18 protein-coding genes are annotated in these 16,071 nt (G+C 61.4%); 10 read left to right on the top strand and 8 right to left on the bottom strand.

Going from position 1 to position 16,071, the window contains the following annotated elements; translation table 11 throughout:
* Nucleotides 1-45 precede the first annotated feature (45 nt).
* The gene (locus tag AAIS01_RS03630) at nt 46-1,506 is read left to right on the top strand and encodes an aldehyde dehydrogenase family protein (RefSeq protein ID WP_343467837.1); all 1,461 of its coding nucleotides are present in this window, start codon (nt 46-48) and stop codon (nt 1,504-1,506) included.
* Between the two features lie 15 nt (nt 1,507-1,521).
* Here AAIS01_RS03630 and AAIS01_RS03625 read toward each other — a convergent pair whose 3' ends face one another.
* On the bottom strand, nt 1,522-1,914 hold the full coding sequence (locus tag AAIS01_RS03625) for a GFA family protein (protein ID WP_343467836.1): 393 nt from the start codon (nt 1,912-1,914) through the stop codon (nt 1,522-1,524).
* Nucleotides 1,915-1,947: 33 nt separating this feature from the next.
* Entirely contained in the window at nt 1,948-2,874 is a 927-nt protein-coding gene (locus tag AAIS01_RS03620) for a LysR family transcriptional regulator (RefSeq protein WP_343467835.1), read from the bottom strand.
* A 131-nt stretch (nt 2,875-3,005) separates the two neighbouring features.
* Here AAIS01_RS03620 and AAIS01_RS03615 point away from each other — a divergent pair, with 131 nt between their 5' ends.
* The gene (locus AAIS01_RS03615; RefSeq protein ID WP_343467834.1) at nt 3,006-3,410 is read left to right on the top strand and encodes a RidA family protein; all 405 of its coding nucleotides are present in this window, start codon (nt 3,006-3,008) and stop codon (nt 3,408-3,410) included.
* A gap of 228 nt (nt 3,411-3,638) precedes the next feature.
* Here the strand turns inward: AAIS01_RS03615 and AAIS01_RS03610 are convergent, their stop codons facing one another.
* The 3 genes from AAIS01_RS03610 to AAIS01_RS03600 are packed head-to-tail and all read right to left on the bottom strand — an operon-like array spanning nt 3,639 to nt 5,205.
* Entirely contained in the window at nt 3,639-4,118 is a 480-nt protein-coding gene (locus AAIS01_RS03610; RefSeq protein ID WP_092399113.1) for a VOC family protein, read from the bottom strand.
* Nucleotides 4,119-4,178: 60 nt separating this feature from the next.
* Nucleotides 4,179-4,424: a hypothetical protein gene (locus AAIS01_RS03605; RefSeq protein WP_343467833.1), complete on the bottom strand. Its 246-nt coding sequence runs from the start codon at nt 4,422-4,424 to the stop codon at nt 4,179-4,181.
* The gene (locus AAIS01_RS03600; protein ID WP_343467832.1) at nt 4,417-5,205 is read right to left on the bottom strand and encodes an MlaA family lipoprotein; all 789 of its coding nucleotides are present in this window, start codon (nt 5,203-5,205) and stop codon (nt 4,417-4,419) included. Before AAIS01_RS03600 ends, AAIS01_RS03605 begins: the two co-directional genes overlap by 8 nt.
* A 247-nt stretch (nt 5,206-5,452) precedes the next feature.
* On the opposite strand from AAIS01_RS03600, the gene AAIS01_RS03595 reads away from it, so the two are divergent.
* From AAIS01_RS03595 to kefC, 4 genes are all read left to right on the top strand, one after another.
* Nucleotides 5,453-6,163, top strand: a complete 711-nt coding sequence (locus AAIS01_RS03595) for a response regulator (protein WP_343467831.1) — start codon at nt 5,453-5,455, stop codon at nt 6,161-6,163.
* Entirely contained in the window at nt 6,160-7,506 is a 1,347-nt protein-coding gene (locus tag AAIS01_RS03590) for a sensor histidine kinase (protein WP_343467830.1), read from the top strand. Before AAIS01_RS03595 ends, AAIS01_RS03590 begins: the two co-directional genes overlap by 4 nt.
* 98 nt (nt 7,507-7,604) lie before the next feature.
* Nucleotides 7,605-8,126 carry a glutathione-regulated potassium-efflux system oxidoreductase KefF gene (gene kefF, locus AAIS01_RS03585; RefSeq protein WP_343467829.1) on the top strand — a complete coding sequence of 174 codons (522 nt, stop codon included), beginning with the start codon at nt 7,605-7,607 and terminating at the stop codon, nt 8,124-8,126.
* A gap of 1 nt (nt 8,127) precedes the next feature.
* Entirely contained in the window at nt 8,128-9,954 is a 1,827-nt protein-coding gene (kefC, locus tag AAIS01_RS03580; RefSeq protein WP_343467828.1) for a glutathione-regulated potassium-efflux system protein KefC, read from the top strand.
* Nucleotides 9,955-9,968: 14 nt separating this feature from the next.
* On the opposite strand, the gene AAIS01_RS03575 is transcribed toward kefC, so the two are convergent.
* Nucleotides 9,969-10,973: a GlxA family transcriptional regulator gene (locus AAIS01_RS03575; protein WP_343467826.1), complete on the bottom strand. Its 1,005-nt coding sequence runs from the start codon at nt 10,971-10,973 to the stop codon at nt 9,969-9,971.
* Between the two features lie 58 nt (nt 10,974-11,031).
* Between AAIS01_RS03575 and AAIS01_RS03570 the strand changes: the two genes are divergently transcribed.
* From AAIS01_RS03570 to AAIS01_RS03560, 3 genes are all read left to right on the top strand, one after another.
* Nucleotides 11,032-11,814 carry an MBL fold metallo-hydrolase gene (locus AAIS01_RS03570; RefSeq protein WP_343467825.1) on the top strand — a complete coding sequence of 261 codons (783 nt, stop codon included), beginning with the start codon at nt 11,032-11,034 and terminating at the stop codon, nt 11,812-11,814.
* Nucleotides 11,815-11,953: 139 nt separating this feature from the next.
* A complete protein-coding gene (locus AAIS01_RS03565; protein ID WP_343467823.1) occupies nt 11,954-12,334 on the top strand; it encodes a RidA family protein in 381 nt (126 codons plus the stop codon).
* A gap of 498 nt (nt 12,335-12,832) precedes the next feature.
* Entirely contained in the window at nt 12,833-13,387 is a 555-nt protein-coding gene (locus tag AAIS01_RS03560) for a thioesterase family protein (protein ID WP_343467822.1), read from the top strand.
* Nucleotides 13,388-13,456: 69 nt separating this feature from the next.
* On the opposite strand, the gene AAIS01_RS03555 is transcribed toward AAIS01_RS03560, so the two are convergent.
* Nucleotides 13,457-13,792 (bottom strand): lipoprotein, encoded by a 336-nt coding sequence (locus AAIS01_RS03555; protein WP_047227691.1) that lies wholly within the window; start codon nt 13,790-13,792, stop codon nt 13,457-13,459.
* 237 nt (nt 13,793-14,029) lie between these two features.
* On the opposite strand from AAIS01_RS03555, the gene AAIS01_RS03550 reads away from it, so the two are divergent.
* Nucleotides 14,030-14,686 carry a polysaccharide lyase family 7 protein gene (locus AAIS01_RS03550; protein ID WP_092455171.1) on the top strand — a complete coding sequence of 219 codons (657 nt, stop codon included), beginning with the start codon at nt 14,030-14,032 and terminating at the stop codon, nt 14,684-14,686.
* Between the two features lie 15 nt (nt 14,687-14,701).
* Here AAIS01_RS03550 and AAIS01_RS03545 read toward each other — a convergent pair whose 3' ends face one another.
* Nucleotides 14,702-15,934 (bottom strand): nucleoside permease, encoded by a 1,233-nt coding sequence (locus AAIS01_RS03545; protein ID WP_343467820.1) that lies wholly within the window; start codon nt 15,932-15,934, stop codon nt 14,702-14,704.
* Nucleotides 15,935-16,071 lie beyond the last annotated feature (137 nt).

Genomic DNA, 16,071 nt, shown 5'->3' with positions numbered 1-16,071 from the left:
ATCTGCTGCAGGCCATGCCATAAACGCTCTATGGGAGCCCGTTGGATGACAACCCGATCTTCGAACAGCTACACCCTCGACCCGCACACAACCCGACAGCTTTATATCAATGGTGGCTGGTCGTCCCCGGCACACGCGGCCACGTTGCCGGTGATCAACCCGGCCACCGAAGAGGTGGTCGCCCACGTTGGCCAAGGGTCGTGCGAGGATGTTGATCGGGCGGTCGCGGCGGCGCGTGCGGCCTTTCCCGGCTGGTCCTCGACGTCGCCAGCCTCGCGCGCACTGGTGATCGGCAGAATCCATGAACTGATTCTTGAACGAAAGGAGGCGCTGGCCCAGGCGCTCTCTCTGGAAATGGGCGCGGCCATCGGTTTTGCCCGGGCAATGCAAGTGCCACTGGCGGCCGAACATGTGCGAGTGGCCCGTGATGTGCTGTCCAACTATTGTTTCCAGAAGGTCGAAGGTGGCACAGCCATTACCCGGGAACCCATCGGCGTCTGCGGGCTCATTACGCCGTGGAACTGGCCGCTGTATCAGATCACCGCAAAAGTCGCTCCGGCCATTGCGGCAGGTTGCACGGTCGTTCTCAAACCCAGCGAACTGTCGCCCCTGAGCGCCCTGCTCTTCGCGCAACTGGTGCATGACGCTGGCCTGCCTCCCGGGGTCTTCAACCTGGTGAACGGCAGCGGTGCCGAGGTCGGTGCGGCGATGGCGGCGCATCCCGATATCGACATGATCTCCATCACCGGCTCGAACCGTGCAGGCGCGCTGGTGGCCCAGGCGGCCGCCCCGACGGTGAAACGCGTGACCCAGGAGTTGGGCGGCAAGTCACCGAACGTGCTGCTGCCAGACGCCGACTTCGACAAAGCCGTACCACCGGGGGTGATGTCGGCGTTTCGCAATGTCGGCCAGTCGTGCAGCGCACCGACCCGAATGATCGTGCCAAGGAACCGATTGGCCCAGGTCGAAGCCCTGGCGGCCGCCACCGCCAATGCAATCATCGTCGGTGATCCGCAATCGGAAGAGACCATCCTCGGTCCCATCGCCAATCAAGCCCAGTTCAAGCGCGTGCAGGCCATGATCGAAGTGGGCTTGAACGAAGGCGCAAAACTGCTGTGTGGTGGGCCAGGCCGCGTGCAAGGCTTTGAAAAAGGCTTCTACACACGCCCGACGGTGTTCTCCGAGGTGGACAGCGCGATGCGCATCGCCCAGGAAGAAATCTTCGGCCCGGTGCTGTGCATCATTCCCTATGACACGGTGGATGAAGCGGTCGCCATCGCCAACGACACCGTCTATGGGCTGGGCGCGCATGTTCAGGGTCAGGACCTTGAACAGGCGCGCAGCGTTGCGTCGCGCATCCGCGCAGGGCAAGTGCTGTTGAACTATCCGGCGTGGAATCCGATGGCGCCGTTCGGTGGCTACAAGCGCTCCGGCAATGGCCGTGAGTATGGTCTCCATGGGTTCGAGGAGTACCTGGAGATCAAGGCGATTGTGGGCTTCGACTAAGACCCGCTAGCGCGCCTACTCCTCGAGGCGCCCCGTGCCCTCACGATCATGCAGGTAGTGCCTGGTGAACGGAAACGCCGGCAACCAGGATTCACGGCGCACGGTCCAGCTTTCGTAGGTGGGCATCAGTTGATCCGGGGCATCCAGCGTTCCCAGGTTCACTTCAATCTCGTCGCCGGTACGGGCGAACACCGACGAGCCGCAGCGCGGGCAGAAGAAGCGCCCGGCGTAGTCTCGGGTTTCACCCTCGATGGTCACGGCATCCTGGGGGAACACCGCAGAGGCGTAGAAGAGCGCCCCGTGATGCTTGCGGCAGTCGAGGCAGTGGCAAAGGCCGACCCGGTATGGGCGCCCCGAGGCTTGGATGCGAACGTTGCCGCACAGGCAACCGCCGGTGAATGGGTCCATGGTGTGTCTCCTCTGCAGTCATGCGGTCGGGCTTCACAACCCGGATCGAGCAATAACCGGCGCATGCTGCGCCATCAACGCCACGACCCAATCGATGAACACCCGCAACTTGGCGCTGATGTGCCGGTTCGGCGGATAGGCCAGGTAAAGCGGCATCGGCTCGAGGTGCCAGTCTTCGAACAGCGCCACCAAATCACCTCGCGCCTGGTGGGGTCGGGACATGTACTCGGGCAGCCAGAGCACGCCCAACCCCGCCAAACCCGCCGCGAGGTAGGCGTTGCCGTCGTCAATGGCCAGCGCGTAGCGCCCTTTGACGTGAAGCAGCTCAGCGTCACGGCGCATCGCGTAGGGCAGGGATTTGCCGGTGCGCGCCCACAGAAAACCCACGGTGCGATGGTGCGAATCCTCCAGTTCTCGAGGATGCGCGGGCACGCCAAAGCGTGCCAGGTAGCTTGGGGCGGCGAAGACGCCCAGGGCGAGATCGCCGACCCGTCGGGCGACCAGCGACTGATCCCGCAACTCACCGCCGCGCACCACGCAATCGACGTTTTCATCAAGCATGTCGACGATGCGATCACTGACGCCCATGTCGATCTGAATGTCCGGATATCGCTCATAGAAGGTCGGCAAGGCCGGCACCAGGATCATTGCAGCCAGCGGGCTCGGCACGTCCACCCGCAGGCGCCCGCGGGGCAGCGCCTGGGCACCGGAGACGCTGGTCTCGGCATCGTCCATGTCGGCCAGCAGGCGAATCACCCGCTCGTAATAAGCGGCGCCGTCAGCGGTGACGTTGACCTTGCGCGTGGTGCGGTTGAGCAACTTGACGCGCAACCGTGCCTCCAGTTGCTGCACCAGTTGGGTCACGGTGGTTTTGCTCATGTGCAGGGTGTCGGCCGCCTTGGTGAAGCTGCCCGCCTCCACCACTCGAACGAATGCCTGCATCGCGTCGAAACGATCCATTGCTGCCCCATGTGTCCGTCAGATTGTTTGGATTCTACAAACAGTGATCGCCAAGGTTGCTCGTTTATCGTCCGGGCACAAGCCCCTAGAGTGGTTTCAAGATTGAATCCAACCCTTTGACGGAGACACTTATGGCACAGCGTGATGTGGTTTTCCCAGCCGGACGCCAGGCACTGTATGAGCGTAATCGCTATTCGCCGGCGATTCGCTCCAATGGCTTTTTATTCGTATCGGGGCAAGTCGGCAGCACCGAAGACGGCTCGCCAGAACCCGAACTGGAGGACCAGGTTCGGCTGGCGTTCAACAACCTGAAGGCGATTCTGGCTGCCGCCGATTGCACTTTTGATGATGTGGTCGATGTCACGGTCTTCATCGTCGATCCAGAATCGACATTCGAAACGATCTGGAAAGTGGTGCCCGAGTTCTGGGGCAGCGCACCGCATCCGACGCTCACGGCGGTGGGGGTGACGTGGTTGTATGGTTTTCAGTTCGAGATCAAGGTGATTGCCAGGTTGCCTGAAACCGCCGAGGGATGAGCTGACTGGCGGTGGGTCAGGTTGCAGCCCTGTTGAATGTGCCGCCGTCTTCGCGAGCAAGCTCGCTCCCACATGGGGTCCGGGTGGCCTCGGATACCGGGTCCACTGCAAATTCCTGTGGGAGCGGGCTTGCTCGCGAAGACGGCGGCACATTCAATTTCAATCCAAGCCGGCCCACCGCTATCGCGAGCAAGCCCGCTCCCACAGGGAATCGGCGGTGACCGCTGGTTAACCTTTTAACGCGGCTTCGATGGCCGCGATGTCGATCTTTGTCATTTCCATCATGGCTTCAAACGCGCGCTTGGCCGCTGCCTGATCGGGATTGGCTATCGCGGCGGTCAACACGCGCGGGGTGATCTGCCAGGACAGGCCCCACTTGTCCTTGCACCAGCCGCAGGCACTGGCCTGGCCACCATTGCCGATAATCGCGTCCCACAAGCGATCCGTTTCGGCCTGGTCATCGGTTGCGACCTGGAATGAAAAGGCTTCGTTGTGCTGGAACGCCGGGCCTCCGTTGAGCCCCAGGCAGGGAATGCCCATCACGGTGAACTCGACCGTCAGCACATCGCCCTGCTTGCCCATCGGGTAGTCACCGGGGGCGTGATGAACGGCCTGCACCGCACTGTCCGGGAACGTCGCGGCGTAGAACTGCGCAGCCTCCAGCGCAGCACCGTCGTACCAGAGACAAATCGTGTTTTTGTTGTTCATCCGATCTCTCCGAGAGATAACTGGACGATAAAGTCTAGCAGTCCCTACGTCGGCACAAGGCTAGCGGACCAGTGGATTGACCCGCTCCCCATGACTGACCATCCAGCGAATCATGCTCGCCAGCGGCACCCGGTAATTCTGGATGTCGCACGCGCCGGCCTGGTCCTGGCTGTACAACTCCAGGTAGCGGCTGAGCAGTAGATGTCGGCCATCCTCCGTCAAATGCAGTTCGATCTCCCGGCAATGCAGGATACCTCGGTCGAGGGTTTTCACTCGCCGGTGCAGAACCAGTACTGGGTTATTCATCAGCGGTCTCTCCCTCTTGGCAACGGGCGTCGTCCCCCGCCACCGCGCCCAACTTGCCCTGGGCGACAAAATCGGCGCGCCGTTGCGCGGCCGCGTCACGAAGCGCCACGTAGTAATCCGGTTGAGTGCGCAATTTGTCGGTCAGCGGGAGCGCCTCGGCACGACCATCGACGATGCCGCCTACGGTGTCGATCGTACCTAGCGTATCGACCGTGTCGCTGTTGCTGCCGAACGGATCGACCGCAGAACTCAGCAGTCTGCCGGTGGCGTCCCTCAAACTGGACGTTCCCAGCAGCGGCAGTTCGAGGATCGGTCCGGGGGCGAGGTTCCAGACGCCGAATGTCTGGCCGAAATCGGCCTTGTGGCGCTCGATGCCGAGCTTACCGGACACATCGATCAGCCCGACGATGCCGGCCGTGGTGTTGATGACGAAGCGTCCCAGGGTGTTGACCGAGCGTTGGGCGTTGCCTTGCAGCAGATCGTTGATGAAGACCTTGGGCTCACCGAAGTTCGCCACGAAGTTATGGACGCCCGTCTGCATGACCTCTGGCAGCTTGCGATAGCCGCGGGCAACGGGGGCCAGCGCATAGTCATCGACGGTCCGGTTGAAGGCGAAGATGCCCCGGTTGACGGGTTCTGCCGGATCATGAACGGTGTAGCTCGCAGGTTCACAACTGCCAGGGGTTGCAGCAGGCGTGCTGGTGCAGCCGCTGGCGAATGCCACGAGTCCTACGACAACAGTGCAACGGACAAACAGCGGAGCGGGCTTGGTGATCGGCATACAAGGCTATCTCGGCGAGGAATGGGGGCGATACCGGTCAGTTAGGGGGAACACAGCCATGCACCTATCCTTGTTGAGAGGGCTGTTTTTAACTGACTGACATGGGGCGATCCTGCCCCTGATTCTTTGCCTGAAGATTTCCACAACATTGCCCGTCGGCAACTTTGTTACCGAGTTGAAATATATGACGCAGGCCCCGGATTGACCCTAGTATCCCCTTCTGTATTCATTGCCCAGCGTGCCCACTGTGAGCCATCTATTACTGGTGGACGACGACCTCGAAGTCCTCGCCCTCTTGCGCAAATTCCTCGAACAACATGGCTATAGCGTCGAAGTGGCCGCCGACGGTGCCGCGCTGTGGCAGGCGGTGGCGCGTCGGTTGCCGGACCTGATCATCCTCGATGTCATGTTGCCAGGGGACAGTGGACTGGTGCTCTGCCAGCGACTGCGGGCCGAGCATACAGTTGGCATCATCATGCTCACGGCCATGGGTGAGCTGAGTGATCGGGTCGTCGGTCTTGAGCTGGGGGCCGATGATTACCTGACCAAGCCGTTCGATGCGCGCGAGTTGCTGGCCAGGGTGCGCGCTGTGCTCAGGCGCACCGGCGAAGCCAAGGGCACGTTGAACAGCACCTCGCGGCTGATTCTGGAGTTCGAAAACTGGCAACTGGACGTCACCCGCCGCGAGTTGCGCTCACCGGACAAAGTCATGATCCCGCTGTCCACCGGCGAGTTTGAGTTGCTGCTGGTCTTTGCCGAACACCCGCGCCGGGTTCTCACTCGCCAGCAACTGCTGGACCTGGCCCGCGGTGAAACCTACGACGCGTTCGATCGCAGCATCGACGTCCAGGTCAGCCGGTTGCGCCGCAAGCTGGAGAGCGATATCACTGGCCCCTCGATGATCCGCACCATTCGCAACAGCGGCTACCTCTTCAGCCCCCATGTGGTGAAGCGATGAAGCCCCGGCACTCAGCGTTCCATCGACCACGCGATACGGTAGCCCGCTGGATTGCCCTGACCACCATGCTCGCCATGCTGACGTTACTGGCCCTGAACGAGCTGTTCGGCCTGCTGGCTGGGACCTGGGCACGCCCTCCCCTGATGGAAACCGGCCTGATGGATAAGGCCGCCGCCATCACGCGCATCATCGACTCGGTGGCGCCCGGACAACGGTCCGATATCGCCAGGGCGGCCAGCGACCAGGGGTTCGCCGCGCACTGGTTACCCCGCCGGGAAGACGCGCGATTGCCGGTGATCGACGACCCGCAGTTCAGTGAGGGCTCGGCGTTCCTGCGCAAGCAACTGGGCCGGCCCGAGGCCAGGGTAGAGGCCTACGAACCCGGCGATTGGCCGGCCGATGCGCCAGACAGACGCTACGCGGTCCTCATCCAACTGGCCGACCATTCCTGGGTGGAGTTTTCCGTCCCCTCTCGCAGTTGGGGCATGAAGGAATGGATGCGCAACCTGATCATTATCGGGCTGATACTTTTATCGACGTTCATCGTCGGCCTGATTGCCACGCGGCACCTGGCGACCCCGCTGGAACGCTTCGCCGAGGGCGCCAGGCGCTTTGGCGTGGACTTCAAGGCGCCGCCCATCCCGGTGGTCGGCCCTCACGAAATCCGTCAGGCGATACTCGCGTTCAATGCCATGCAGGCCCAGCTCCAGCACTTCGTCCAGGACCGCACACAAATGCTCGCCGCCATCTCCCACGACCTGCGCGCCCCTTTGACCCGGATGCGCCTGCGCGGGGAATTCATTGAGGATGCCGAGCAGCAGTCGAGACTGTTCAGGGACGTGGATGAAATGCAGGCGATGGTCAATTGCGCGCTGGAATTCTTCCGCGACGAAGCTCGGCTCGAACACGCCACCGCGTTCGACCTGGCCGAACTGCTGCACACCGTCGTCGACGACTTCAAGGATGCCGGCACCGAGGTTTCATTCGAGGGCGCTCATCGGTTCGTTTACGTGGGCCGGCCCATCGGGATCAAGCGCGCGCTGGTCAACCTGATCGACAACGCGAGCAAATATGGCAGCGAGCCGGGTGTTCAGCTCAAGGCGTTCATAGACCGCGTCGAGATTCGCGTCCACGACCGTGGGCCAGGTATCGCCCCGCAGTTCCACGAGCAAGTCTTCGCGCCGTTCTTTCGCATCGAAGGCTCGCGCAACAGAAACACCGGCGGTGTCGGGCTAGGGCTGTCGGCGGCGCGGGCGACGGTGCTGGAGCATGGCGGGACGCTGACCCTCAGGAATCGGCGCGGTGGCGGCCTGGAGGTCAAGGTCTCGCTGCCGCTCAATTGACCCTGGACACGCCGGCAAACAATGTTCTAAACAACACGCGCCTTCCTCGGTAGGATATCCGGCCTTTTGACCAGGACCGGCCTACCGGAATTGCCCTGATGATTCTGATCATTTACGCCCACCCCTACCCTGACCAATCACGGGTCAACCAGCAAATGCTCCAGCGGGCATCCAGCAATCCGGACGTGGTCATTCGCTCTCTCTACGATCTTTATCCGGACTTCGACATTGACGTCGAGGCCGAACAGCGCGCCATCGAACAGAGCCAACTGCTCGTTCTCCAACATCCGCTGTATTGGTACAGCATGCCGCCGCTGCTGAAGTTGTGGATCGATAAAGTGTTCACCCATGGCTGGGCCTATGGCAGAGGCGCCACAGTTCTCAAAGACAAGCCCCTGCTGTGGGCCGTCTCCACGGGTGGCAACCATGATCATTTCCAGATCGGCGTCTACCCGGGCTTCCAGGTACTGGCCCAGCCCCTCCACGCAACGGCCCTCTACTGCCACATGCGCTGGCTGGAGCCGGTCGTGGTACACGGCGCGTATGCCGGCGCGTCGGAGACCCTGGACGCACAAATCGAACACTACAGCGCACGCCTGGCCTCCTGGAAGGAAGATTGATATGGAGACTCACAGCCTGATTGAACTGCTTATCTACCTGGGTTCGGCGGTGTTGATCGTGCCGATTGCCGTCAGGTTGGGCCTGGGCCCGGTGTTGGGTTATCTGCTGGCCGGGTGCGTGATCGGCCCGTGGGGACTCAAGCTCGTTACTGACGTAAAGGCGATTCTGGAATTCGCCGAAATCGGCGTCGTGCTGATGCTGTTCGTCATCGGGCTCGAGCTCGATCCCAAGCGGCTCTGGGCGCTGCGCAGGATGGTGTTCGGTGGCGGCGCCTTGCAGATGCTCGCCTGTGGCGGGGCAATCGCGGTGTTCTGCGCGGCCCTGGGGCTGAATTGGACGGCCGCGCTGCTGGTCGGCCTGACCCTGAGCCTGTCCTCCACCGCCATCACCATGCAAGCGATGAACGAGCGTAACCTGACGTCGACCGCCGTCGGACGCAGCAGCTTTGCCGTTCTGCTGTTCCAGGACATCGCGGCCATTCCCCTGGTTGCCATGATTCCGTTGTTGGCGGCCCACGGCGACACGCCGTCCGGCACCGCCCTGGTGCTTTCGATCATCAAGATCGTCGTAGCCATCAGTGTCGTCGTGCTGTTGGGGCGCTACGTGACGCGCCCTCTGTTGCGCTTCGCCGCGCGGTCGGGTCTGCGTGAGATCTTCAGCGCCGTGGCGCTGTTTCTGGTGTTCGGCTTCGGTTTTCTGCTGGAAGAGGCCGGCTTGTCGATGGCCATGGGCGCGTTCCTCGCCGGGGTGCTGCTGGCCAGTTCTGAATACCGCCATGCCCTGGAAAGCGACATCGAACCGTTCAAAGGCTTGCTGCTGGGGTTGTTTTTTATCGGTGTCGGCATGTCGATCGATTTCGGCACGCTGATCAATGCTCCGCTGAAGGTCATGACCCTGACCCTGGGTTTCATTCTGATCAAATTGTTGGTGATCAGGACCGTCAGCCGTTTGCTGAGCGTCCCTGCCGGCCAACGCTCATGGCAGGCGGTGTTGTTGGGCCAGGGCAGCGAGTTCGCCTTCGTGGTGTTCGGCGCCGCCACGCTGGCTGGCATTCTGACCGACCAGTGGGGCAAGAGCCTGACGCTGGCGGTGGCCCTGTCCATGTGCCTGACGCCGTTGCTGATCCTGCTGCTGGATCGAATAGAGTCCGCCACCAAGAAAAACCGCCAGGAATCCGACCTCGTCGATCAGCAGAACCCTCGGGTGATCATCGCCGGGTTCGGCCGCTTCGGACAGATCGCCGGGCGTCTCTTGATGTCCTGCGGCGTCGAGGTGGTGGTGCTGGACCATGACCCCGACAACATCGAGACGCTGCGCAAATTCGGCGTAAAAGTGTTCTACGGCGACGCCACGCGCCTCGATCTGCTCCACGCGGCCGGCGCCGGCCAGGCGGTGGTGCTGATCAATGCGATTGACGACCAGCAGGACAACCTGACGCTGACCCGACTGGCCCAGGAGCACTTTCCCGCGTTGAAACTGATCGTCCGTGCGCGGGACATGGGGCACCTGATCACCCTGCGGCAGATGGGCGTAGAGACCGCCGAGCGGGAAACCTTCGAAAGCGCGTTGGCATTGGGCCGAAATGCGCTGGTGCAGATGGGTGTCGGGGCTTACGAAGCGCGCGAGCGCGCGGATCAATTCCGTCGTTTGAATCTGCAGATGCTGGAGGAAATCGTCGCCCAGCCGGAAGACGACCTCAAGTTCAGGCACGACGCCTACCAGCGCGCCAACGCGTTGCTCACCGAAATGTTCAACGAAGACCGTGCGCGCCCCGTCGACAGTTGGCCTGACCATCATCGAAACGAGACGGATGAGGCACGCAGCTGATCCATCCCCCGGCGTCACACTCGCCCGAACTGGCGCCGGTACTCCACCGGCGTCAGCCCAGTCAGCGCCTTGAACATCCGTTGCAGGTTGGAACTGCTGCTGAAACCCAGTTCGGCGCCGATGCTGGCGAGGGGTAATGATGTCAGCGTCAGGCGTTCGCTGACCTGGTTCAGCTTGATGCACCGGGCGTACGCTGCGACGGTCTGGCCCGTTTCGCTGCCGACCTTGCGCGCGAGCGTGCGCTCGGACATGGCGAGCCGCCCCGCCAGCGCCTTGACCGTGATGTGTTCCGCTGGCATTTGTTCGATCAGCCCATGCAACCGACGCAGCAACCCATCGGGCTGCTGGACCAGGGCGATCCCTTGGAACGCCGCGTGAGAAACCGCTGGGCGCGCAAGCACCATGAGCCGCGTAATGTCGCGCAGCACATCACGGCTGACGCTCTGTTCGATCAATTTTTCCGCGATGGGCAAATAACCATTCACCCCCGAAGCAGTGGCGGTTCGCTCATTGAACACGCAGTTCTGATCGCTTTGCCAACGGACTTTTTGATACTGCGCCTGCATCGCCTGAGCCAGCCACCACGTTACCGTCGCGCCCTGCCCGTCCAATTGCCTGCAGGCGGCCAGCAGGCAAACGCCTGTGCAGTAAGCCCAGAGCTGAAGGTGTCGGGGACGTTTCGACAGGGCTTTCAACAGCAGGGTCTGCCCGGCAAGTACCGCGTTCACCTGCTCGGCCGATTCGGCCCAGAAACCGGGGACCAGGACGGCGTCGAGTTCGCAACGGCCCAGGGCCGCCTGCGCTTGCAGGCTTATGCCATGTGCACAGGTTACCGGGCCTGCTTGCAGGGCGACATAAGTCGCCTCGAACAACACCCGACCGCTTCTGCGGTTGGCCGCATGCAGCAGATCGGCGAACGCAAACAGGCCGGCAGGCATGCAACCGGGAAACAAGAGTAGACCGACACGAAGTTTTTGAGGCATGGCTTGAAATGAATCAATGATGTCAGATTCGGCCATTATGCCCATCACCGCCGATCGACACCATGAAGCGCTCGCCCAATAAAGGAACGCTCCCATGAAAATTCAGCAGATCCGTAACGCCACGATCATCCTTGAATCAGGCCCGTACCGTGTGCTCGTCGATCCGATGCTGGCCGGCAAAGGTGCGCTGCCGCCGCTTCGGTTGTTCGGCGCCACCCAGCGCAATCCACTGGTGGAACTGCCAGCCTCTACGGCGGGCAACCTGGAGACCGTGACTCACTGCCTGATCACGCACTGCCAGAAAGGTCATTTCGATCATCTGGACCGAGCGGCCAAGCGGTGGTTGAGGGAAAAACAGATCCCGGTGATCTGCACACCCCATGACGCCCCCTATCTCGCCAAGCGGGGCTTGAATGCCCAGCCGCTTGCCAAGGAACACCAACAGCCCGGCGCGTTCTTGGGCGGCACGATCCGTACAGTCAGGTGCACCCATGGGCAGGGCCTGGTGGGCAAGCTGATGGAGCACGGCGTCGGTTACCTGATCGAGCTGCCTGGCGAACCCAGCGTCTACCTCACCGGCGACACCCTGCTCAGCCCCGCCGTGCGCGAGTTTGTCTTGCACCATCAACCGCAGGTCAGCGTGGTGCCGGCAGGCGGGGCGCGGTTCGATTTAGGCGGCGACATCATCATGGGCATCGAGGAAACCCTGGCGTTCGCCCGCTTGTCTCGCGGAACCGTGGTTGCCAATCACCTCGAAGCGATCAGCCACTGCCCGACGACGCGCAAAGCACTGCGCGACGCCGCCGCGATGGCAGGCCTCGAAGGTCGGATACGGGTACCGGAAGATGGCGAGACGTTGGTGTTCCAGCCTGCCTAAAAGAACCCGTCCAACTCGCTCATCGGACGCAGGCGTACATGAGCAGAGAAAGGAAATCACGAAAGGCTCGACGATGGACGGTAAACTGGCCGCTTGCGTCGCGACCGCCCCATTACCCTTTCCTGAACAAGAGGCTTTCATGGCAAACCAAGACATCACGTTCATCCCCGATCCGGACGCAGACTCCATCTCTTCCGACGTCACCGGCTTCGGCGGCCTGCTGGTTTCCACCCAGATCCCCACTCGCCCTGACGGCAGCCTGGAACTGGGTGACATCACCTTGCAAAGCGAATGCACATTGCAGGCACTCAAGACGGCCCTGGAAGGCGCCGGCAGTTCCATGGACCGGGTCTTGCACCTGACCATTTACCTCACCGACATGGCCGACCGCGCGGCCTTCAACGAGGTGTACCAGCGTTTCTTCGCCAAACCCTGGCCGGTACGCGCCGCAGTGGGCGTGGCGTCGCTGGCGGTTGAAGGGATGCGGGTGGAAGTGACGGCGATGGCGGCCAAAGGCTGAGGTAGCGGCTTGTTGAACACTCAGCGCGGCATTTGAGGCCCCCCTAAGGTCAATCCAAAGTGCCCCTTGTGGCGAGGGAGTGGCCGCCGCGTCTGCGACGCCGCGTTGTCGCGCGGGGAACTGGCTCCTGTGGCGAGGGGATTTATCCCCGTTGGGCTGCGTAGCGGCCCTAGAGCAGTTAACGCAATCTTCCTGGCGCACCGAGTTGCCTGGTTTGGGGGCTGCTGCGCAGCCAACGGGGATAAATCCCCTCGCCACAAAGGAGGCGCACTCGCCTGACTGAGATCACATTGCCGAGTTGTGTTTGGCAGATTAAAAGTCAGCAGGTTGTAGTTTGTTCCGTGAGAGCTTGCTCCCTCGCCACAGGTGCTTGATGAGTTCAAACCCGCCGGACATGTCCCAAATGCGCGATTTCCACGAAAACAGTCATTTGCGCACCTAGCCCAAGCCTCGGCGGCTGTCTAAAGTGCGGCGTTTTCCACCCTTGCGGGCGTATTTATGAATCTCTGGTTCCGACTGTTGCTCATGCTGTTTCGTCGCCCCTGGCGCAAGCCGACCGGCCCCTTGGATACCACCGTGGTGCGCATGCGGGTGTGGCCGTTGGACCTGGACCTCAACCGCCACGTCACCAACGGACGTTATTTCACCCTGGCCGACGTTGGGCGAATGGATTACGTGTTGCGCAGCGGCGCCTACAAAGTGGCTTTGCGCAACCGGGCAGTGCCGATCGTGGGGGATGTTTGGGGCAAGTTTCGCCGGGAGCTGAAGCTGTTCGAGGCGTTCGAGGTGCACACTCGCTTGCTGGGCTGGGACGAGAAGTGGACCTTCATGGAACACCGTTTCCTGAGCCAGGGACGTGTGGTGGGCGTGGTGATGATGCGCGGTCTGTTCCGCTCGGCCCAGGGCACGATTGCACCAAGAGAGTTTATTCGCGCATTGGGGCTGGCCGAACAGTCACCGGCCATGCCCGAATGGCTCAGCGCCTGGTCGCAAAGTTGCGATGGCATGAGCCTTACGCTTCGGGAGGAGGAAAGTGGGCGTACGGTTGGCTGAACGGGTCATGACTGACATCGATCCGCGCCAGCCGGCACTGCACATCCCTCCCCCACAACAGCGTGAGTCTTACTGAACGGTTTTCAGCTTGACCACATCACCGGACACCTTGGTGGTGTAACCGGTCAGGACCCAGGCCCAGAACCAGTCTTCCTGTACTTGGGTGTTGATCATGGCGTCGCCGCCCTTGGCCAGGATCGCGGCATTCTGAGCGCGCACGAAACGGTTGTTCTGGCGGATCGGGATCATGCCGAACAGCAGCAGACCGGTAGCCTTCGCTTCACTGTGGCCGACCACGGTGTATTGGCTGCTGTCGTACTGTTTGGTTTTCATCGGGGTGCCGGTGCAACCCGCCAGGGCCAGGCCAACCAGTGCGCAGGCGACAATTTTGCTGAGGTGGTTCATTGAATACTCCATGAGAAAACGCCCGGGATCCATCTCTCGGGCGGCGCGTACTCTAACCGATCAGCATCAAATTGACATCACTCCATTCATCCCTCCGTAAGGCTCGACGCAGAGCCATTCGTCAGTTGCCTCTGCAGCGAAACGGGCGCTCGTCGATACCATGGACACTGTGCCACGGAAGGTAATCCTGCCCATTGCGGCTGATGCGTGATGGCCGATTCCGTTGGAGCATTGACCATGATTGATCTGACTGTCTGGAACATCACCCTGCCCGTGCAGACCCCGGCGCAGGTCGTGGCGACCAAGGCCATGCCCACGCTGCAGAACAAGTACTTCAACCGCTCAGGCGAGCGGATTATCTTCTGGGCGCCGGTGAACGGCTCCCATACGGGTAAAAGTGACTACCCGCGCTCCGAATTGCGCGAAACCACCAAAGACGGCAAGTTGCGCAACTGGCGTTACAACAGCGGCGTCAATACCCTCAAAGGCACCTTGGCGGTGAACCAGGTTCCTTCCCAGGGCCGTGTAGTCGTGGCGCAGATCCACGCCAAGGATGCCCCTACGCCGCTGTTGAAACTGGTGTATCGCTACGCCAAGGGCACCGGCAACATTGATGTGGAATATCGGGTAAAACCCAAGGACAAGAAGAGCCCGGTGATCTATACCGTGCCGAAAGTGGCGCTGAACAAAACCTTCAGCTACTCCCTGCAAATGGACAAGCAAGGCAAGCTCACGGTGCTGATCAACAACGTTGGCAAGCAGGTGAAGCTGGACCGCTCCTGGCATCCCTACAACTTCTACTTCAAGGCCGGCGTCTACACGCTGGATAACGTCGGCTCTTCCAGCGAAGGCGGGAAAGTGACCTACACCAAACTGGACGTCAGCCATAAATGACTGACGTCCAGCACCTCAGGCCTTTGAAGCGGCCACGGCCGCCTGCCGGCCGTTGAAGGTAAACAGGAAACAGACGAACACCAGCAGCGCAAAACCGGCCGGGAACAGCCAGATGTTTTTCCACTCATGGCCGCCGTCCACGGCATAGTGATCGGTCACCTGCCCCGCTACCCAGAAGCCGATCAGCATGCCAACGCCATAAGTCGCCAACGTAATCAGCCCCTGGGCTGAGCTGCGAAAACGCTCCGGCGCCTTGGCATCGGTGTAGATCTGCCCCGAGACAAAAAAGAAGTCATAGCAGATGCCGTGCAGGGCAATGCCGGTGAAGAGCATGAACGCCAGGTCGCCGTTATTGCCGTAGGCGAACAGCACGTAACGCAGCGCCCAAGCCAGCATGCCGACCAGCAGCGCCAACTTGATGCCAAAGCGCTGGATGAACAGCGGCAACAGCAACATGAACAGCACTTCGGAGACTTGCCCGATGGCCATTTTCGCCGTGGGGTTGCTCATGCCGGTTTCGGCCAGGAACGGGTTGGCGTTCTGGTAATAGAACGCCAGAGGGATGCAGATCAGGATCGAGGCGATGAAGAACACCAGGTAGCTGCGATCCTTCAACAGGCCCAGGGCATCCAGGCCCAGCAGTTGTTTGACGCCACCTGTGCTCGCTTGCGCCTTGAGCGGTGCGGTGGCCGGCAACGTGAAGCTGTAGAGTCCCAAGACCAGCGAGGCGATGCCCGCCATCAGGAAGGTATTGCGCAAGCCACCTGCCGAGATCGCTTCGCGCGAGTCCCAGGCAAACACAAAGCTGATCACCACGCCCGCGACGATCCAGCCGATCGTGCCCCACACCCGGATGCGGGAGAACTCCAGCGCCGGGTCGCGCATCTGGCGGAACGCCACGGAATTGACCAAGGCCAGGGTCGGCATGTAGATCACCATGTAGGCCAGCACGTACGGGTAAAACACGCTGAAATCCGCCGCTGAATACAGCTGATACAACAACACCGCGCCCAACAGATGCAGCACCGCCAGAATGCGTTCGGCGTTGAAGTAGCGATCAGCGATCAGGCCGATCACGAAGGGGGCAATGATCGCTCCCCAGGACTGGGTGGAAAACGCCATGCCGATCTGCCCACCGCTGGCGCCCAGGGTGCTGGACAGAAAGGTCCCCAGGGTGACGAACCAACCGCCCCAGATAAAGAACTGCAGAAACATCATCACGCTCAAGCGTGCATTCATCATGGTCATGACTGTCACCGTTTTATTGTTGTTCTTGTGAAAAAACAAAGCCGAACACAGCCTTTGTGGCTACAGGATTCATTGTGGGAGCAAGGCTTGCCCGCAATACAGGCGCCTCATTTCCCCAGGGACCGCGTTAACTTCAT

The organism is Pseudomonas halotolerans, from assembly GCF_039581215.1.
In the GTDB taxonomy this organism is placed as follows: Bacteria; Pseudomonadota; Gammaproteobacteria; order Pseudomonadales; family Pseudomonadaceae; genus Aquipseudomonas; species Aquipseudomonas tehranensis.
Note: the sequence above shows the minus strand (reverse complement) of the source record. Positions and strands in the feature narration are given on the sequence as shown.

What these genes read in the sequence shown, in the direction of transcription:
- AAIS01_RS03630 (WP_343467837.1), top strand. Translation starts at nt 46, where the DNA reads ATGACAACCCGATCTTCGAACAGCTACACCCTCGACCCGCACACAACC.
- AAIS01_RS03625 (WP_343467836.1), bottom strand. Translation starts at nt 1,914, where the DNA reads ATGGACCCATTCACCGGCGGTTGCCTGTGCGGCAACGTTCGCATCCAA.
- AAIS01_RS03620 (WP_343467835.1), bottom strand. Translation starts at nt 2,874, where the DNA reads ATGGATCGTTTCGACGCGATGCAGGCATTCGTTCGAGTGGTGGAGGCG.
- AAIS01_RS03615 (WP_343467834.1), top strand. Translation starts at nt 3,006, where the DNA reads ATGGCACAGCGTGATGTGGTTTTCCCAGCCGGACGCCAGGCACTGTAT.
- AAIS01_RS03610 (WP_092399113.1), bottom strand. Translation starts at nt 4,118, where the DNA reads ATGAACAACAAAAACACGATTTGTCTCTGGTACGACGGTGCTGCGCTG.
- AAIS01_RS03605 (WP_343467833.1), bottom strand. Translation starts at nt 4,424, where the DNA reads ATGAATAACCCAGTACTGGTTCTGCACCGGCGAGTGAAAACCCTCGAC.
- AAIS01_RS03600 (WP_343467832.1), bottom strand. Translation starts at nt 5,205, where the DNA reads ATGCCGATCACCAAGCCCGCTCCGCTGTTTGTCCGTTGCACTGTTGTC.
- AAIS01_RS03590 (WP_343467830.1), top strand. Translation starts at nt 6,160, where the DNA reads ATGAAGCCCCGGCACTCAGCGTTCCATCGACCACGCGATACGGTAGCC.
- kefF (WP_343467829.1), top strand. Translation starts at nt 7,605, where the DNA reads ATGATTCTGATCATTTACGCCCACCCCTACCCTGACCAATCACGGGTC.
- kefC (WP_343467828.1), top strand. Translation starts at nt 8,128, where the DNA reads ATGGAGACTCACAGCCTGATTGAACTGCTTATCTACCTGGGTTCGGCG.
- AAIS01_RS03575 (WP_343467826.1), bottom strand. Translation starts at nt 10,973, where the DNA reads ATGGCCGAATCTGACATCATTGATTCATTTCAAGCCATGCCTCAAAAA.
- AAIS01_RS03570 (WP_343467825.1), top strand. Translation starts at nt 11,032, where the DNA reads ATGAAAATTCAGCAGATCCGTAACGCCACGATCATCCTTGAATCAGGC.
- AAIS01_RS03565 (WP_343467823.1), top strand. Translation starts at nt 11,954, where the DNA reads ATGGCAAACCAAGACATCACGTTCATCCCCGATCCGGACGCAGACTCC.
- AAIS01_RS03560 (WP_343467822.1), top strand. Translation starts at nt 12,833, where the DNA reads ATGAATCTCTGGTTCCGACTGTTGCTCATGCTGTTTCGTCGCCCCTGG.
- AAIS01_RS03555 (WP_047227691.1), bottom strand. Translation starts at nt 13,792, where the DNA reads ATGAACCACCTCAGCAAAATTGTCGCCTGCGCACTGGTTGGCCTGGCC.
- AAIS01_RS03550 (WP_092455171.1), top strand. Translation starts at nt 14,030, where the DNA reads ATGATTGATCTGACTGTCTGGAACATCACCCTGCCCGTGCAGACCCCG.
- AAIS01_RS03545 (WP_343467820.1), bottom strand. Translation starts at nt 15,934, where the DNA reads ATGACCATGATGAATGCACGCTTGAGCGTGATGATGTTTCTGCAGTTC.